At 72.0% G+C, this 16,845-nt stretch carries 17 protein-coding genes and 1 pseudogene; 12 read left to right on the forward strand and 6 right to left on the reverse strand.

Annotation, left to right across the window (positions count from 1 at the left end):
* Both A6Q79_RS07775 and A6Q79_RS07780 read right to left on the reverse strand, forming a co-directional pair.
* On the reverse strand, positions 1-1,402 hold a 1,402-nt coding region (locus tag A6Q79_RS07775), incomplete at its 3' end, for a fumarate reductase/succinate dehydrogenase flavoprotein subunit (protein WP_317697568.1).
* Positions 1,402-2,118 carry a succinate dehydrogenase cytochrome b subunit gene (locus A6Q79_RS07780; protein ID WP_236749812.1) on the reverse strand — a complete coding sequence of 239 codons (717 nt, stop codon included), beginning with the start codon at positions 2,116-2,118 and terminating at the stop codon, positions 1,402-1,404. The genes A6Q79_RS07775 and A6Q79_RS07780, both read right to left, overlap by 1 nt.
* A 92-nt stretch (positions 2,119-2,210) precedes the next feature.
* Here A6Q79_RS07780 and A6Q79_RS07785 point away from each other — a divergent pair, with 92 nt between their 5' ends.
* Entirely contained in the window at positions 2,211-3,098 is an 888-nt protein-coding gene (locus A6Q79_RS07785) for a LysR family transcriptional regulator (protein ID WP_286690988.1), read from the forward strand.
* A 15-nt stretch (positions 3,099-3,113) separates the two neighbouring features.
* Here the strand turns inward: A6Q79_RS07785 and A6Q79_RS07790 are convergent, their stop codons facing one another.
* The gene (locus A6Q79_RS07790) at positions 3,114-3,680 is read right to left on the reverse strand and encodes a dihydrofolate reductase family protein (protein ID WP_286690989.1); all 567 of its coding nucleotides are present in this window, start codon (positions 3,678-3,680) and stop codon (positions 3,114-3,116) included.
* 70 nt (positions 3,681-3,750) lie between these two features.
* Between A6Q79_RS07790 and A6Q79_RS07795 the strand changes: the two genes are divergently transcribed.
* Positions 3,751-4,311 (forward strand): TetR/AcrR family transcriptional regulator, encoded by a 561-nt coding sequence (locus A6Q79_RS07795; RefSeq protein ID WP_067854963.1) that lies wholly within the window; start codon positions 3,751-3,753, stop codon positions 4,309-4,311.
* Between the two features lie 18 nt (positions 4,312-4,329).
* Here the strand turns inward: A6Q79_RS07795 and A6Q79_RS07800 are convergent, their stop codons facing one another.
* Positions 4,330-4,896, reverse strand: coding sequence for a 2'-5' RNA ligase family protein (locus tag A6Q79_RS07800; RefSeq protein WP_286690990.1), 567 nt, complete (start codon positions 4,894-4,896; stop codon positions 4,330-4,332).
* A pseudogene (gene trpS / locus A6Q79_RS07805) lies at positions 4,889-5,754 on the reverse strand (tryptophan--tRNA ligase). The gene A6Q79_RS07800 and the pseudogene trpS overlap by 8 nt, the downstream one beginning before the upstream one ends.
* Positions 5,755-5,797: 43 nt before the next feature.
* Here trpS and galK point away from each other — a divergent pair.
* The 10 genes from galK to A6Q79_RS07855 all read left to right on the forward strand — a co-directional run bounded on the left by galK (position 5,798) and on the right by A6Q79_RS07855 (position 15,683).
* On the forward strand, positions 5,798-6,907 hold the full coding sequence (gene galK / locus A6Q79_RS07810) for a galactokinase (protein WP_286690991.1): 1,110 nt from the start codon (positions 5,798-5,800) through the stop codon (positions 6,905-6,907).
* Positions 6,908-6,930: 23 nt separating this feature from the next.
* Positions 6,931-7,776 (forward strand): prephenate dehydratase, encoded by an 846-nt coding sequence (locus A6Q79_RS07815; RefSeq protein WP_286690992.1) that lies wholly within the window; start codon positions 6,931-6,933, stop codon positions 7,774-7,776.
* A gap of 70 nt (positions 7,777-7,846) precedes the next feature.
* Complete coding sequence (locus tag A6Q79_RS07820; RefSeq protein ID WP_286690993.1) at positions 7,847-8,068, forward strand: hypothetical protein; 222 nt, start codon at positions 7,847-7,849, stop codon at positions 8,066-8,068.
* On the forward strand, positions 8,065-9,195 hold the full coding sequence (locus A6Q79_RS07825; protein WP_067854935.1) for a GNAT family N-acetyltransferase: 1,131 nt from the start codon (positions 8,065-8,067) through the stop codon (positions 9,193-9,195). Before A6Q79_RS07820 ends, A6Q79_RS07825 begins: the two co-directional genes overlap by 4 nt.
* 150 nt (positions 9,196-9,345) lie before the next feature.
* On the forward strand, positions 9,346-10,881 hold the full coding sequence (locus A6Q79_RS07830) for a DHA2 family efflux MFS transporter permease subunit (RefSeq protein ID WP_317697578.1): 1,536 nt from the start codon (positions 9,346-9,348) through the stop codon (positions 10,879-10,881).
* Positions 10,882-10,891: 10 nt separating this feature from the next.
* On the forward strand, positions 10,892-11,755 hold the full coding sequence (gene purU, locus A6Q79_RS07835) for a formyltetrahydrofolate deformylase (protein ID WP_067854932.1): 864 nt from the start codon (positions 10,892-10,894) through the stop codon (positions 11,753-11,755).
* A 169-nt stretch (positions 11,756-11,924) separates the two neighbouring features.
* A complete protein-coding gene (locus A6Q79_RS07840) occupies positions 11,925-13,007 on the forward strand; it encodes a sulfate ABC transporter substrate-binding protein (protein WP_067854929.1) in 1,083 nt (360 codons plus the stop codon).
* A 37-nt stretch (positions 13,008-13,044) separates the two neighbouring features.
* Positions 13,045-13,890 carry a sulfate ABC transporter permease subunit CysT gene (gene cysT, locus A6Q79_RS07845; protein ID WP_067854926.1) on the forward strand — a complete coding sequence of 282 codons (846 nt, stop codon included), beginning with the start codon at positions 13,045-13,047 and terminating at the stop codon, positions 13,888-13,890.
* Positions 13,883-14,713 (forward strand): sulfate ABC transporter permease, encoded by an 831-nt coding sequence (locus tag A6Q79_RS07850; protein WP_067854921.1) that lies wholly within the window; start codon positions 13,883-13,885, stop codon positions 14,711-14,713. The genes cysT and A6Q79_RS07850 overlap by 8 nt, the downstream gene beginning before the upstream one ends.
* Positions 14,714-14,726: 13 nt before the next feature.
* Positions 14,727-15,683 (forward strand): sulfate/molybdate ABC transporter ATP-binding protein, encoded by a 957-nt coding sequence (locus A6Q79_RS07855; RefSeq protein ID WP_286690994.1) that lies wholly within the window; start codon positions 14,727-14,729, stop codon positions 15,681-15,683.
* On the opposite strand, the gene A6Q79_RS07860 is transcribed toward A6Q79_RS07855, so the two are convergent.
* Positions 15,604-16,815, reverse strand: a complete 1,212-nt coding sequence (locus A6Q79_RS07860; protein ID WP_286690995.1) for an MFS transporter — start codon at positions 16,813-16,815, stop codon at positions 15,604-15,606. The genes A6Q79_RS07855 and A6Q79_RS07860 overlap by 80 nt on opposite strands.
* Positions 16,816-16,845 lie beyond the last annotated feature (30 nt).

Consider the following 16,845-nt stretch of genomic DNA (forward strand, 5'->3'; position numbering starts at 1 on the left):
AGCCGTCGGCGAGGCCCTGCATCAGCGCCGAGGCGCCGAGGCGGTTCGCGCCCTGGTCGGAGAAGTTCGCCTCGCCCGTGACGAAGAGGCCCTCGAGGTTGCTCTGCAGGTCGTAGTCGACCCAGAGGCCACCCATGACGTAGTGCACGGCCGGGTAGATGCGCATCGGCTCGGTGTACGGGTCCTCACCGGTGATCCGGGCGTACATGTCGAAGAGGTTGCCGTACTTCGCCTCGACCGCCGGGCGACCCATGCGCTCGATCGCGTCGGCGAAGTCGAGGTAGACGCCCAGGCCGCCGGGGCCGACGCCCTTGCCGTCGTCGCACTGGTACTTCGCGGCGCGCGAGGCGATGTCGCGGGGCACCAGGTTGCCGAACGCGGGGTAGATGCGCTCGAGGTAGTAGTCGCGCTCGTCCTCGGGGATGTCACGCGGGTGGCGGTCGTCGCCGGCCTTCTTCGGCACCCAGATGCGGCCGTCGTTGCGCAGCGACTCGCTCATCAGCGTCAGCTTCGACTGGTAGTCGCCGGAGACGGGGATGCAGGTCGGGTGGATCTGCGTGTAGCAGGGGTTGCCGAAGTAGGCGCCGCGACGGTGCGCGCGCCAGGTGGCCGTGACGTTGCAGCCCATGGCGTTGGTGGAGAGGAAGTAGACGTTGCCGTAGCCGCCGCTCGCGAGCACGACCGCGTCGGCCGTGTGCGACTCGATCTCGCCGGTGACCATGTCGCGGACGATGACGCCGCGCGCCTTGCCGTCGACCATGACCAGGTCGAGCATCTCGTGGCGGGTGTGCACCTCGACGGTGCCGGCGGCGACCTGGCGCTCGAGCGCCTGGTAGGCGCCGATGAGCAGCTGCTGTCCGGTCTGGCCGCGCGCGTAGAACGTGCGGGAGACCTGCACGCCGCCGAAGGAGCGGTTGTCGAGCAGGCCCCCGTACTCGCGGGCGAACGGGACGCCCTGCGCGACGCACTGGTCGATGATGTTCACCGAGACCTGCGCGAGGCGGTAGGAGTTGGACTCGCGCGAGCGGAAGTCGCCGCCCTTGACCGTGTCGTAGAAGAGCCGGTACACCGAGTCGCCGTCGTTGCGGTAGTTCTTGGCCGCGTTGATGCCGCCCTGCGCCGCGATCGAGTGCGCCCGACGCGGGCTGTCCTGGTAGCAGAAGCTCGTCACGTGGTAGCCGGCCTCGCCGAGGGTGGCCGCGGCGGACGCGCCCGCCAGGCCGGTGCCGACGACGATGATCTTGATCTTGCGACGGTTGGCCGCGTTGACCAGCTTGGCGTCGAACTGACGCTGCTCCCAGCGACGCTCGATGGGACCCGAGGGCGCCTTCGTGTCGTGGATGTCCTCGCCGTGCTCGATGAACTGCTCGGCTGCCCCGGTCGGGGTGTAGGTGTCACTCATCAGGAACCAGCTCCGAAGAAGAAGACGGCGAAGGGGACGATCAGGAAGCCACCGGCGATGACCACCGAGAGCACCCACGACGCGATGGTGATGACGGAGTCCTTGCGGGTGCTGCTGCGGTTCTGGCCGAGCGTCGTGAGGGCGCTCCAGAAGCCGTGCCACAGGTGGAAGCCGACCGCGACGAGGCCGATCGTGTACAGCAGGACGACCCACCAGATCTCGAACCCGTTGACGACGCGCTCGTACTTGCTGTCCGACGGTCCGCCGGGGGCGAGCCAGTTCGGCAGCATCTGGGCGAGGTGGCCGATGATGAACAGCAGCAGGATCACGCCGCCCCAGCGCATCGTGAACGACGCGTAGGAGCGCTGGATGCCCGTGCGGTTCTGCTTGGAGTGGTAGCGCTTGCCACCGGTGTAGCCCGCCGCCACCTTGTTGCGCCGCCAGAGCGTGATCGCGCAGTAGACGTGCGCGACGAGCGACGCGAGGAGCACCACGCGGAGGATCCACAGGGCCCCGCCGTGCGGCAGGTAGGGGTAGAAGATGTCCTCCAGGCCCTCGAGGTAGGAGTCGAAGTACTCCTGCCCCTGGAAGAACTTGAGGTTGCCGTACATGTGGACGAGCAGGTAGCCGAGCATGATCAGCCCGGACACGGCCATCGTGTACTTGAGCACGACGGTCGACCTGCGCGCCGACGCGCGAGTCAGAGTAGTGGCCACGATCCGACGTTAACGCGATTCTTACCTAAGCGCTAAGTCATGATGAGGCCAACCTTCATAGCCTGCGGCTATCGAGGAGTAGGCTGGGGATCGTGCAGTTCCAGCAGCTCTCCTACTTCGTCGCGGTGGCGCGTACGCGCAACTTCACCCGCGCGGCAGCCGAGGTCGGCGTCGCCCAGCCCAGCCTGTCCAAGCAGGTCCGCGTGCTGGAGAACTCCCTCGGCACCCCGCTGTTCGTGCGGCAGCCCGGCGGCATCGAGCTGACCAGCGCCGGCGAGGCGCTCCTCCCCCACGCCGAGCGCATCCTCATCGACGTCGAGTCGGCCCGACGGGCCGTCCACGAGGTGGCCGGCCTGCGGCGCGGGCGGGTGCGCCTCGGCGCCACCCCGTCGATCTGCGACGGCCTGCTCCCCGAGGTCCTGACCCGGTTCCACGAGTCGCACCCCTTGATCGAGCTGGAGGTGCACGAGAGCGGGTCGCGGGTGCTCACCCACGAGCTCGCCCAGGGTCGGCTCGACGTCGCCCTGCTCATCACGCCGCTGTCGGAGGAGCGGCCCGACCTCGAGACCGTGCTGCTGCGGCGCGACCGGCTGGTGCTCGCGGCGCCCGTCGACGACGCCCTGCCGGACGCCGTCGACGTGGGTGCCCTGCGCGACCTGCCGCTCGTGATGTTCCGCACCGGCTACGACCTGCGCGAGACGACGCTCGCCGCCTGCGCCGCCGCCGGGTTCACGCCGCAGGTGTCGGTCGAGGGCGGGGAGATGCTGTCCGTGCTCCGCTTCGTCGAGGCAGGGCTCGGGTACGCGGTGGTGCCGGAGATGGTGCTGGCGAACCGGCCGGGGCTGCGACCGGTGGCCCTGCGCAACCCCTCGCTCGACCGGCACATCGCCCTGGCGCACCGCCGCGACACCCTGCAGCTCGCGGCACTCGCCTTCCACGACGAGCTGTTGCTCTCGCTGCAGGAGGGCGTGCAGCCTTGACCGGCCTCACGGGCCTCAGCGGCGTGCATACTCCTCCACCACGACGCCCGACTCGAACGGGCGCAGCCGGGTCGGGGTGAAGCGCGCGGCGCCGGCGGTGACCCCGCCGAACAACGGGATCCCGGCTCCGAGCACGACAGGGTGACGCTTCAGGACGAGGCGATCGATCTCGGGGAGCAGTGCGCCCGCCAGCCGGCCCCCGCCGCACAGCCAGACGTCGAGCCCGTCGCCGGCCTTGAGCTCGCGCACGCAGGCCACGGGGTCGCGCACGAGCGCGAGCGTCGGGTCGACCGTCCGTCCACCGCGGCTCGCCACGACCTGGTGCAGGTGCGGGTAGGGGCTCGCGATCCCCACGTCGAGCGCGGGCCGCAGGGTGTTCCACCCCATGACGACGGTGTCGAACCGCGTCCCCGGCGGCTCGGTGCCCAGAGCGGCGTGCGCGTGGGCGGGGAGGGCGTCGGCGTACTCCTGCAGCACGACGGACTCGTGGTCGCCCTCGACCATGAACGCATCGAAGCCGCCGTCGACATCGGCGATGAAGCCGTCGACACTGACGGCCACGTAGTAGACGAGCTCTCGCACCTGTCCTCCTATCACGACACCTGTCGTGGTCAGAGTACGACAGGTGTCGTGGTGTCGCTAGGGTGGTCCCGTGCCCCGCAACGACCACCGCCGTGCCGCGCTCGCCGACGCCGGGATCCGCGTGCTCGCACAGGAGGGCGCGCGGGGACTCACCCACCGTGCCGTCGACAGGGCCGCCGGCCTTCCGGTCGGGACGGCGTCGAACTACTTCCCCCGCCGCGACGACCTCGTCGCGGCCCTGGTCGAGCGCATCGGCGAGCGCCTCACGCCCGACGCCGAGGCCGTGCGAGGAGACGCCCCGGCCGACCGCGCCCTGTTCACCGCCTACGTGCGCGACGTCGTGCGACGACTCCGCGCCGACCCGCACGTGGCGCTGGCGCTCTTCGAGCTGCGCCTGGAGGCCGCGCGGCGACCCCACGTCGCCGCGACCCTCGGCGCCTGGCGACAGCGCGCCTTCGAGGACGACGTCGTCTTCAACGCCGAGGCCGGCCTGCCCGGCGGACGCACGGAGCTCGCCCTGCTCCACCACGCCGTCGACGGCCTGGTGCTGGACCAGCTGACCGTGCCGCTCGACACCGGCGTGCCGCTCGAGACCGCGATCGAGGAGCTGGTCGACCGCATCCTGCGCTGAGACGCCGGACCGTCGGGCTCAGCCGGGGCGCGGTCCCTCGAGCGCGAACGTGCGGTGGGTCGACCACCCCTCGCCCTCGCGGTGCAGGTAGAGCGCGACCTCGGTGACGTCGAAGTCGCAGCCGAAGTCCTCGAGCGTCGCGTAGGCGTGGTCGAGGGCGGCGTCGTCGAGGTGGTGCGCCACCGTCACGTGGGGGTGGAAGGGGAACAGCGGCTCCGGCGCGTCGAGCGCGGCCCGCAGGTCGGCCGCGAGGACCCCCGCCTCCGCGATGCCGCGGCTGACCGCCACGAAGACCACGGGCGAGACGGGCCGGAACGTGCCGGTGCCCTGCAGCGTCACCTCGAACGGAGCCGTCCGGGCGGCCACGTGCTCGAGCCGCGCCGCGAGGTCGTCGAGCCCGTCCTCGGTGACCTGGTCGGGGGGCAGCAGCGTGATGTGGCTGGGGATCTGCGCGGCCGCAGGGTCGCCGAACGACGCCCTATGGGCGCGCAGCCGCTCGCCGAACGGCTCCGGGACGGCGATCGCGACACCGAAGGTCAGCGCGCCGTCCTGCGACGTCACGCCCTCCAGGCAGGGGTCAGACACCGCGGACGAGCCCGACCTTGTCGTACACGTCCACCACCACCGGCGCCGCAACCTCGCGGGCGCGGGCCGCCCCCGCGGCGAGCACGCGGTCGAGCTCGGCGGGGTCGTCGAGGTAGGCGCGGGTGCGCTCGCCGAAACGCGGATCGTGTCGCCGGAGTCCGTGACCGCCGAGCGGATCTTCTTGGCCGCCTTCTTCGGGTCGTCCAGCAGGTCGACGATGCCGTTCGGCGACGACGCCGACTTGCTCATCTTCGCGGTCGGGTCCTGCAGGTCGGCGATCTTGGCGGTGCCCTTGACGATGTAGGCCTCGGGCTGGCGGAACGTCTCGCCGTAGTGGTGGTTGAAGCGCTGCGCGAGGTTGCGCGACAGCTCGAGGTGCTGGCGCTGGTCCTCGCCCACCGGCACGTGGTGCGGGTTGTAGAGCAGGATGTCGGCGGCCTGCAGGATCGGGTACGTGAACAGCCCGACGCTCGCCTTGTCGGCGCCCGCCTTCGCGCTCTTGTCCTTGAACTGGGTCATGCGGCCCGCCTCGCCGAAGCCCGTGAGGCAGTTGAAGACCCACGCCAGCTGGGTGTGCTCCGGCACGTGGCTCTGGCAGAACAGGGCCGACCGCTCGGGGTCGACGCCGGCGGCCAGCAGCTGGGCGGCCGAGCGGTGCACCCGCGCGCGCAGCTGCGCCGGGTCGGGCTGCACCGTCAGGGCGTGCAGGTCGGCGATGAAGTAGAACGCGTCGTGGTCCTCCTGCAGGCCGACCCACTGCCGCACCGCTCCCAGGTAGTTCCCGAGGTGGAACGACTCGGCCGTCGGCTGGATGCCGGACAGCGAGCGTGGACGGGTGCTGCTGGACATGCTGTGCATTGTGCCAGTGGCTCCTCGCGGGACAGGTCCTAGGCTCGGGGCCGTGAGCGACGTACGCACGTGGCAGGTTCCGGGTCGGGTCAACCTCATCGGGGAGCACCTCGACTACAACGGCGGTCCCTCGGTGCCGTTCGCGATCGACCGCTTCCTCACGGTGAAGGTCCGCCGCCGCGACGACGACGCGGTCAACGTCTGGAGCACGCTGCCCGACGGCACCCGCGAGCGCGCGACCTTCCGCACCGACGTCGCACCCGACGACGGCACGGTGTCGGCCGACGACTGGGCCGCCTACCCGGCGGGCGCCGTCTGGGCGCTCGGGACCGCGGGCCCGCTGCCGGGCGTCGACCTGGTGCTCGAGTCGACCCTGCCGCTGGGCTCCGGACTCTCCTCGTCGGCGGCACTCACCGTGGGGGTCGTCTCGGCGCTGGCCGACGTCGCCGACCTCGACGTCGCGCCGCTGGAGGTGGCGCGCCTCGCGCAGCGCGCCGAGAACGACTTCGTGGGGGCGCCCACCGGACTCATGGACCAGCTCGCCGTCACGTTCGGGCGAGCAGGCGAGGCGGTGGTCACCGACCCGCTGTCCGACGACGATCCGACGCGGGTGCCGTTCGACCTCGCCACCGCCGACCTCGCGCTCCTCGTCGTCGCGACCGGCGTCGACCACTCGAACGTCGGCGGCGGGTACGGCGAGCGGCGCGAGGAGTGCGAGCGGGCTGCCACCGAGCTCGGCCTCGAGCACCTCGCGAAGGCCGGGCTCGACGCCCTCGTCCGCCTGGAGGACCCGGTGCTGCGCCGCCGCACCCAGCACGTCTTCACCGAGACCGCGCGGGTCAAGGCGGCGTTGCGGACGCTCGGCGAGAACGACTTCGAGCAGCTCGGCACCATCCTCACCGCCTCGCACGTCTCGCTGCGCGACGACTTCGAGGTCAGCTGCACCGAGCTCGACGTCGCGGTCGAGGCGGCCGTCGAGGGCGGGGCCCTGGGGGCGCGCATGACCGGAGGCGGGTTCGGCGGGTCGGCCATCGCGCTCGTCCCCCAGACCAAGGCGCGCGCCGTGCGCGAGCTGGTGGAGCAGCGCTACGACGCGCTGGGGTGGAGGGCACCGGAGGTCTTCGCCGTCCGGGCCGCAGCAGGAGCCCACCGCACCGCCTGACGCGGCGGTGCCACACTGGGCGCGTGACCGTCCGCCGCATCGCGTACCAGGGAGAGCCCGGCGCGAACTCCCACATCGTCTGCCAGCAGCACCACCCCGACGCCGAGGCCGTGGCCTGCGCGTCGTTCGAGGACGTGTTCGCGGCGGTCACGGGCGGCGACGCCGACCTCGCCATGATCCCGATCGACAACTCGATCGCCGGCCGGGTCGCCGACATCCACCACTTCCTGCCGACGTCGGGGCTGCACATCGTCGGCGAGCACTTCCTGCGCATCCAGTTCATGGTCATGGGCGTCCCGGGCACGACGCTGGAGACCGTGCGCACCGTGCACAGCCACGTGCACGCGCTCGGGCAGTGCCGCAAGATCATCGGCCAGCACGGATGGACCCCGATCGTCTCCGGTGACACCGCCGGGGCCGCGCGCGAGATCGCCGAGGCCGCCGACGTCACCTCCGCCGCCATCGCGCCGCCGCTCGCGGCCGAGATCTACGGCCTCGACATCCTCGCCGCAGACGTCGAGGACGAGGACCACAACACCACGCGCTTCGTGGAGCTGTCCCGCGAGCCGGTGCGCGCACCCCAGGGGGCGGGCCCCGTCGTCACCACCTTCATCTTCAACGTCCGCAACCTCCCCGCCGCCCTCTACAAGGCACTCGGCGGGTTCGCCACGAACGGCGTCAACATGACGAAGCTCGAGAGCTACATGGTCGGCGGGGAGTTCACGGCCACCCAGTTCCTCGCCGAGGTCGACGGGCACCCCGACGACCCGCACGTGGCTCGGGCCCTGGAGGAGCTCGGCTTCTTCACCACCGAGACGCGCGTGCTCGGCGTGTACGCGGCCGACCCGTTCCGCGCCGAGCAGCGCTGAGGTCGCGCCCGTCCACAGGTCGGCCACGAAGGCCTTGGTCGTGGGCGTGCACGCGCAGTAGCGTGGCCGCATGACCCCGCCGGACCGCGTGAGCCAGCTGCGCAACGACGTCGACGACCTGTACGAGATCGTCTCGGAGATCCGTTCGACGGTCGACGGTCACACGGGCACCCTCGCCGAGCACACCCGGACCCTCGCCGACCACACCCGGACCCTCGCCGACCACACCCGGACCCTGGACGAGCACGGCGCCAAGCTCGACGAGATCCTCGACATCCTGCGCGCGCGGTGAACGGGCTGCCGTTCCCGCTGTCGGTCCCGGTGCTGACCGACGGCGTCGTCACGCTGCGCGCGGCCACCCCGGCCGACGTCGAGCCGATGTGGGAGATGACGCAGGACCCCGCCATGCAGCGCTGGACCGCCGTGCCGATCCCGAACACGCGGGAGATGAGCGAGCAGTTCGCCCTGCACGTCGGCGCCCGCGCCTGGGACGAGGGCACCGCCCGCATGTGGGTCGTGGAGGCCGAGGACGACGACGGACGTCCGCGCTTCGCCGGGAACGTCGACGTGCGCGGCGGCCCCGTCGCCGACATCGGCTTCACGCTCCACCCGTGGGCGCGAGGTCGCGGCATCATGACCGCCGCCGTGCGGCTCGCCGTCGACCACGGCTTCACCGAGGCCGGGATCGAGGCGGTGCACTGGCGGGCCCACGTGGGCAACGAGGCGTCCCTGCGGGTCGCGCACGCCTGCGGCTTCGAGCTGGTGGGCACCGCACCCGCCCTGCTGCACGAGCGCGGCCGTACGCTCGACGCCTGGACGGCCGTGCTGCGCTTCGGCGACGCGCCCTACGCCCGCCGGCCGTGGCAGGACGCGCCGAGGCTCAGGACCGACCGCCTGCAGCTGCGACCGCTCGTGGAGACCGACGCGCACCGCGTGGCGCAGGCGTGCTCCGACCCGACCACGCGGCACTGGCTGCGGACGCTGCCGCACCCCTACACGCCCGAGGTGGCCCGCGCCTTCGTGGCCGACTGCACGTGGCGCTCCGCGACCGGGGAGAAGATCACCTGGGCCGTGGCCGACCCCGTCTCCGACGACCTCGTCGCTCTCGTGACGCTCATGCACCTCGGCGGCGTGAACCCCGGCACGGCCGAGGTGGGCTACTGGGCGCACCCCGATGCGCGCGGTCGCGGACTCGTGGGCGAGGCTGTGGAGGCGGTCACGCACTGGGCGTTCTCGCCCGACGGCCCCGGGCTGCACCGACTCAGCCTGCTGGCCGCCGCGGGCAACGTGGCCAGCAACCGCGTGGCCGAGCGGTCCGGGTTCCGTCGGCTCGGGGTGGAGCGCCAGGCCGAGATGCTGGGCGACGACACGCTCGACGACCTCGTCTCCTACGACCTGCTCGCCGACGACCTGCGGTAGCCGACCTGCGGCCTGGGTTGGACCGGCCTGGACTGGGCTGGCTGGACGCAGGCGTCGCGGCCCGCTGCTGCGTCGGCGTGCTCCGTCAGTGCGAGTGAGACGTCGGCCACTGGCGCTGCTTCTGTCGGCACACGACGGCACACTGGTTGCGTGACCCAACTGAGCGAGCCGCAGCAGCCCGGCGCCACCTCCTCGACGACGCCGTCCCCCTGGCCCGCCCTCTGGGCGATGGTCATCGGGTTCTTCATGATCCTCGTCGACAACACGATCGTGTCGGTGGCGACGCCGGCGATCATCGAGGACCTGCGCACCGACTACAACAGCGGCATCTGGGTCACGAGCGCCTACCTGCTCGCCTACGCCGTGCCGCTGCTGGTCACCGGACGTCTCGGCGACCGCTTCGGGCCGAAGAACGTCTACCTGCTCGGCCTGACCATCTTCACCCTGGCTTCCCTGTGGTGCGGGCTGACGGACTCGATCGGCGGGCTCATCGCCGCCCGCGTGGTGCAGGGGATCGGCGCGTCGCTCCTCACGCCGCAGACCATGGCGGTCATCACCCGCACGTTCCCGGCCGCCAAGCGCGGCAGCGCCATGGCGCTCTGGGGCGCCACCGCGGGCGTCGCGACGCTCGTCGGCCCGATCCTCGGCGGCGTGCTCGTCGACGCCGCCGGCTGGGAGTGGATCTTCTTCGTCAACATCCCGGTCGGTCTCGTCGGCTTCGTCCTCGCCGTCCGTCTGGTGCCCGTGCTCGAGACGCACGCCCACACCATCGACTGGCTCGGCGTCGCGCTCAGCGCCGCCGGCATGTTCCTGCTCGTCTTCGGCATCCAAGAGGGCGAGCGGTACGACTGGGGCACCATCACCGGGCCGATCAGCGTCCCGCTGCTCATCGCGCTCGGGGTCGTCGTGCTCGGCCTGTTCGTCGCCTGGCAGGCGCGCGTGCGCCGCGAGCCGCTCGTGCCGCTCGGGCTGTTCCGCGACCGCAACTTCTCGGTCGGCAACGTCGCCATCGCCATGGTCTCGCTCGCCATCACCGCCATGAGCCTGCCGTTCATGTTCTACGCGCAGGGCGCCCGCGGCTGGAGCCCGACCGAGTCGGCGCTCTTCATGACGCCCATGGCCGTGGTGCTGCTGCTCCTCTCGCCCGTGGTGGGCAAGCTGTCCGACCGCGTCCACCCGCGTCTGCTGACGCTCGTGGGCTTCGGCACCGCCGCGGTGGCCATGCGCTGGCTCGGCAGCCTCGTCGACCCGACGACGCCCGCGTGGCAGCTGCTGCTGCCCATGGCGCTCTTCGGTGTGTCCAACGCGTTCCTCTGGGCCCCGCTGAGCGCCACGGCCACGCGGAACCTGCCGATGTCGTCGGCCGGCGCCGGTGCCGGCGTCTACAACACGACGCGCCAGGTGGCCGCGGCCCTCGGCAGCGCCGCCGTCGCCGCGCTCATCGGATCGCGCCTGGCCGCCAACGGCCTGCAGGGCGACGCGAGCGCGTTCCAGTCCGCGACCGGTGGCTCCGCGAGCATGCCCGCGCCGGTGGCCGAGGCCTTCTCGCGGGCGATGTCGGAGGCCTTCTGGCTGCCGGCCGCCGCGTTCGTCGTCGGACTGGTCGTCGTGCTGCTGTTCGAGCGCCCGCGCCACCAGGGCACCGCCCCGGCCACCGCCCCCGCGCAGGCCGCACCCGCTGCCTAGACTGCGGCGGGTGACCAGCACCCACGTCCTGACGCTGTCCTGCCCGGACCGGCCGGGGCTCGTGTACGCCGTGACCCGGTGGATCCACGAGGCCGGCGGCAACATCCTCGACTCCCAGCAGTACACGGAGCAGCCGGCCGACGACGGGTCGGGCGAGTTCTTCCTGCGCCTGCACGTCGACTTCGGCTCGGACGCACAGACCGCGGCGCTCGCGGACGGCTTCGGGCAGGTCGCCGCCGAGCTGGACATGCAGTTCCGGCTCGTCGAGGCCGAGCGGCCGGCGCGCACCCTCGTGATGGTCTCCAAGGAGGGCCACTGCCTGAACGACCTGCTCTACCGGCAGAGCTCCGGCTCCCTCAACATCGAGGTGCCCGCCGTGGTGTCGAACCACCGCGACCTCGAGCGGCTCGCCGACGCGTACGACGTGCCGTTCCACCACCTGCCGGTCACCCGGGAGACGAAGGCCGACGTGGAGGCGCAGGTGCTCTCTCTCGTCGAGGACCTGGAGGTCGACCTCGTGGTGCTCGCGCGGTACATGCAGATCCTCAGCGACGACCTCTGCCGCTCGCTGGCGGGGCGAGCCATCAACATCCACCACAGCTTCCTGCCCAGCTTCAAGGGCGCGCGCCCCTACCACCAGGCCCACGCCCGCGGCGTCAAGCTGATCGGCGCGACGGCCCACTACGTCACCGCCGACCTCGATGAGGGCCCGATCATCGAGCAGGGCGTCCAGCGCGTCGACCACCGCATGGCGCCCGCCGACCTGGCCCGCGTGGGCCGCGACGTCGAGGCCCAGACGCTCTCGCGCGCGGTGCGCCTGCACGCCGAGTCGCGCGTGCTGATGAACGGACCACGCACCGTCGTCTTCGCCTGACCCGCCGCAAGGGCCGGGCCGCGCCCAGCGCGCGGCTCTGGCCGTCCGTCTCACTCCCCGACCTCGGGGTCCACATGATGAGACCTGCGTGCAGCGCGGTCCCGGACGCCTACCGTCGTACCTCGACGCACCACCCCCGAGGGTGCGCCCGAGACCCGAGGACGACTCCATGACGACGCTCCGCCGCCGACTGACGACCGCCGCCGCGCTCGCGGCCGCCTCCGCCCTGGTGCTCAGCGCCTGCGGGTCGGGTGGCTCCAGCAGCGCCGACACGATCAAGATCGTCGGCTTCGCGGTCCCCGAGGCGGCCAACAAGGCGATCGCCGAGAAGTTCGAGGAGACGCCCGAGGGCAAGGGCGTCTCGTTCAAGACCTCCTACGGCGCGTCCGGCGACCAGAGCCGCGCGGTGGCCGATGGCCTGCCCGCCGACTACGTCCACCTGTCCGTCGCGACCGACGTCGACCGCCTGGTCGACGCGGGCCTCGTCGACAAGACCTGGGACGACGGCCCCAACCAGGGCATCGTCTCGACCTCGGTGGTCGTGCTCGGCGTCCGCAAGGGCAACCCCAAGAACATCCAGGGCTGGGACGACCTGGTCAAGCCCGGCGTGAAGATCGTCACGGCCAACCCCGCCTCCTCCGGCGCGGCCCGCTGGAACGCGCTCGCCGCGTGGGGCAGCGTGACCAGCCAGGGCGGCAGCGACGCCGAGGCCACCGCGTACGTCGACAAGCTCTTCAAGAACGTGGTGTCGCTGACCAACAGCGGTCGCGACGCCACCCAGAGCTTCCTGGGCGGCACGGGCGACGTGCTCCTGGCCTACGAGAACGAGGCCATCCTGGCGAACCAGAACGGCCAGGGCTTCGACTACGTCATCCCCGACACCACCGTGCTGATCGAGAACCCCGGCGCCGTGCTGAAGAAGCACGTCCCGGCGACCGAGCCGTGGCTCGACTTCGTGCTCGGCAAGACCGGCCAGCGCGAGTTCGCGCTCAAGGGCTTCCGCCCCCTCAACGAGGAGCAGCCCGGCGTCGCCGACCTGTCCGCCGTGGGCCTGAAGGCCTCCGACATCAAGGGTGCCGCCGACGCTTCCGACCCGTTCCCGAAGGTCAAGAACCTCCTGACCCTCGCCGACGACTTCGGCGGGCACGACTGGAGCGGCGTGAAGGACAAGCTCTTCGGCGACGGCAAGGACGGCGCGCCCGTCGGCATCGTCACCGAGGCCATCGCGAAGTCCGGCAAGGCCTCGCAGTAACGCCCGGCCCGACCGCACCGACGACCCTCAGGACGGCATGACCTCCACCGCACCGGCGCAGCGCCGGCCGGCACGCTTCCGGCCGGCGCTGCCGAGCACCCTCACCCGCACGTCCGGGCTCGGCCTCGGCATCTCGATGCTGTGGTTCAGCCTGCTCGTCCTCATCCCCCTCTGCGCGGTCGTCATCACCGCGTCCGAGGGCGGCTGGGCGAACTTCTGGCGGGCGATCACCAACGCGCAGACCCGCTCGGCCATCGTGCTGACGCTCGAGGCCGCCGTCGCCGTGACCGCCGTGAACGTCGTCGTCGGCACCGTCATCGCCTGGGTGCTCGTCCGCGACCGGTTCCCCGGCAAGGGGGTGCTCGAGGTGGTCATCGACATCCCGTTCGCCCTGCCGACGATCGTGGCCGGGCTCGTGCTCCTGTCGCTCTACGGCAAGGACGACAGCCCGCTCGGCATCAACGTCGCGAACTCCGGAGCGTCGGTGTACCTGGCGTTCCTGTTCGTGACGCTGCCGTTCGTGGTCCGCATGGTCCAGCCCGTGCTGGAGGAGCTCGACCTCGAGGTCGAGGAAGCCGCCGCGTCGCTCGGCGCGAGCCGGTTCACCACGTTCCGCCGCGTCATCCTGCCCAGCCTCGCGCCGGCCATCACCGCAGGCGCGGCGCTGTCGTTCGCGCGGGCCGTGGGCGAGTACGGGTCGCTCGTGCTGCTGTCGGGCAACCTGCCCTTCACCTCCGAGGTGGCGTCCGTGCGCATCCTGAGCGCGATCGAGAACGACAACCCCGAGGCCGCCGCGTCCATCGCGACCCTGCTGCTGCTCGTCTCGCTGGCGACCATCGTCGTGCTCGACCTGCTGCAGAGGAGGATCAGCGACCGTGGCTGACGCTCGGACGACCCGCCACCCCCGTGGCCCGGTCACCTACCTGCTGCGCGTCGTCGCGGTCGTGTACCTCGCACTGCTCGTGGTCTGGCCGGTCGCGCTCGTCGTGACCAACACGTTCGCCGACGGCCTGACGTCGTTGCGCGGCCTGTTCGAGGACCCCGACATGGTGGCGGCACTGCAGCTCACCGCCGTCGCCGCCCTCTGCGCGACGGCCATCAACCTCGTGTTCGGCGTCAGCATGTCGCTGCTGCTGGTGCGCACCGAGTTCCCGGGCAAGCGTCTGCTCAGCGCCGCGCTCGACCTGCCGCTCTCCGTCTCGCCGATCGTCATCGGTCTGGCCCTCGTGCTCGTCTACGGCGGGCGCGGCGGGTGGTTCGGCCCCACGCTCGAGGGCTGGGGCTTCCAGGTCATCTTCTCCACGCCCGGCATCGTCATGGCGACGGCGTTCGTCTCCCTGCCACTCGTCATCCGCGAGGTCGTGCCGGTGCTGCGCGAGATCGGCACCGAGCAGGAGCAGGCCGCCCGCTCGCTCGGCGCCAACCCCTGGCAGACCTTCTGGCGGATCACCCTGCCGGGCATCCGCTGGGCGGTCGTCTACGGCGTCGTGCTGACCCTCGCCCGTTCGCTCGGTGAGTTCGGCGCCGTCAAGGTCGTGTCGGGCAACGTCCTCGGCGAGACCCGGACCGCCACGCTGGCCGTGGAGGAGAAGTACCTCAACTTCGACGTCGAGGGCGCCTACGCGATCGCGTTCCTGCTCGCCAGCGTCTCCGTCGTCTGCATCGTCGTCGTCCAGGTCCTGCGCTCCCGCGCGGACCGCCACTGAGAGGGAAGGCCCCATGAGCATCGAGGTCGCAGGCGTCAGCAAGCGGTTCGGCGACTTCGTCGCGCTCGACGACGTCGACCTGTCGATCCCCACCGGCCAGCTCACCGCCCTGCTCGGACCGAGCGGTGGCGGCAAGACCACGCTGCTGCGGATCATCGCCGGCCTGGAGAGCGCCGACTCCGGCTCGGTCGTCATCGAGGGCGTCGACACCACCGGCGTGCCCGTGCAGAAGCGCAACGTCGGGTTCGTCTTCCAGCACTACGCCGCGTTCAAGCACCTCAGCGTGCGACGCAACGTGTCGTTCGGCCTGGAGATCCGCAAGCGCCCGAAGGCCGAGGTCGAGGCCAAGGTCGATGAGCTGCTGCGGCTCGTGCACCTCGAGCAGTTCGCGGACCGTCGCCCGACGCAGCTCTCGGGCGGACAACGTCAGCGCATGGCACTGGCTCGCGCCCTCGCCATCGAGCCGTCGGTGCTGCTGCTCGACGAGCCGTTCGGCGCGCTCGACGCGAAGGTCCGCAAGGAGCTGCGGGACTGGCTGCGCCGCCTGCACGACGAGATGCACGTGACCACGGTGTTCGTCACGCACGACCAGGAGGAGGCGCTCGAGGTGGCCGACTCGATCGTGGTGATCAACGACGGCCGCATCGAGCAGGTCGGCACGCCCGACGACCTCTACGACAAGCCGGCGAGCGACTTCGTGCTGTCCTTCCTCGGTCCCGTGACCAGGCTCGGCGACCACCTGGTGCGCCCGCACGACATCGAGATCTCGCGCTACGAGCAGGCGGCGGTCACGGTGGGCACGATCACCCGCTGGACGCGGATCGGGTTCGAGGTGCGCCTGGAGGTCACGCCCGAGGACGCCCGCCAGCCGGGCCCGGTGCTCGTCAGCCTCACCCGCACGGACGCGACGGCCCTCGGGCTGCACGAGGGCGACCGGGTGTGGCTGCGCCTGCGGCCCGGGGCCTCCTGACCCGCACCGGCACCGCCACGACCGCGCCGACCGCGGTCAGGCAGGCGGCAGCCGCGAACGCCGCCTCGTGCCCGACGCCGCCCACGAGGGCGCCCGCGAGGGCCGAGCCGAGGGCCTGACCGAGCACGAGCACGACGAACAGCAGCGCCGTCCCCGACGCCCCGCGCCCCTGGTCGACGTCGAGCGTCCAGGCGATGAGTGCGCCCGTGGCGGCGACGAAGCCCCACCCGAACACCGCGCACGCGACGACGGCGACGACCGCCGAGCCGGACCCCAGCCCGAGCGCGAGCGTCGCGGCCGCGGTGACGCCGCAGGTGAGTGCCCACGCGGTGCGTGGAGAGCGCCGGCCCAGCCGGCCTGCGGTGGCGACGACGGCGGTCCCGCCCACGCCCAGCGCGATCCAGGCGACGACCGACGTGGTGGTCCCTCCACCCGCCTCGAGGACCACCACGCGACCGTAGCTCCACACCGCAGCGGAACCGGCACCGAGGAGCAGGCTGGCGGCCACCACGCGCCGGTGCGCCGACCACCAGGAGCGCGGCAACGTCACGCTCGGGGCCTGCTCCCCCGTCCCTCCACCCCGCGCGGCCAGGAGCACGAGCGCCGCGACGGCGAACGTGAGCAGACCCGACCACGCCCACGCCGCGCGCCAGTCCGGGAGCAGCGTGAGGGCCAGCGCGCCGGCCACGACGAGCCCCGGCCCGGTGCCGGCGTTGACCGTCGACTGCGCGGACGGGTCGCCCGCCACGACCGGGTCGCGTCGCAGGACCTCCACGAGCGCCGGCGACACCACCCCGGCGCCCACCGAGGCGGAGACCGCGAGGACGGCGAACGTCGGGGCGTCCGGGGCGACCGAGAGCCCGAGGGCCCCTCCCCCGGCCGTCAGCGCGGCGACGACGACGAGCGTGCGGGCCCGCCGCGTGGCGAGCACCAGCCCCAGGAGCGCGCCGAGGCAGTAGGCCAGCGAGGCGCCGCTCGACACCAGTCCCGCGGCCGCGGTGCCCAGTCCGAGCTCGTCCTGGACGTCGGGCAGGTAGAGCCCGGTCGCGAGCCGGACGAGACCGTAGGTCGCGGCCACGAGGGCGAGACCGCCGGGCACGAGCAGGACGGATAACGAAAACGTACGTTTCACTTTCGTGAGTCTAGGCTGGCTCTATGGCCC

It is taken from the genome of Aeromicrobium sp. REDSEA-S32_B7 (assembly GCF_001626145.1).
Lineage (GTDB): Bacteria > Actinomycetota > Actinomycetes > Propionibacteriales > Nocardioidaceae > Aeromicrobium > Aeromicrobium erythreum.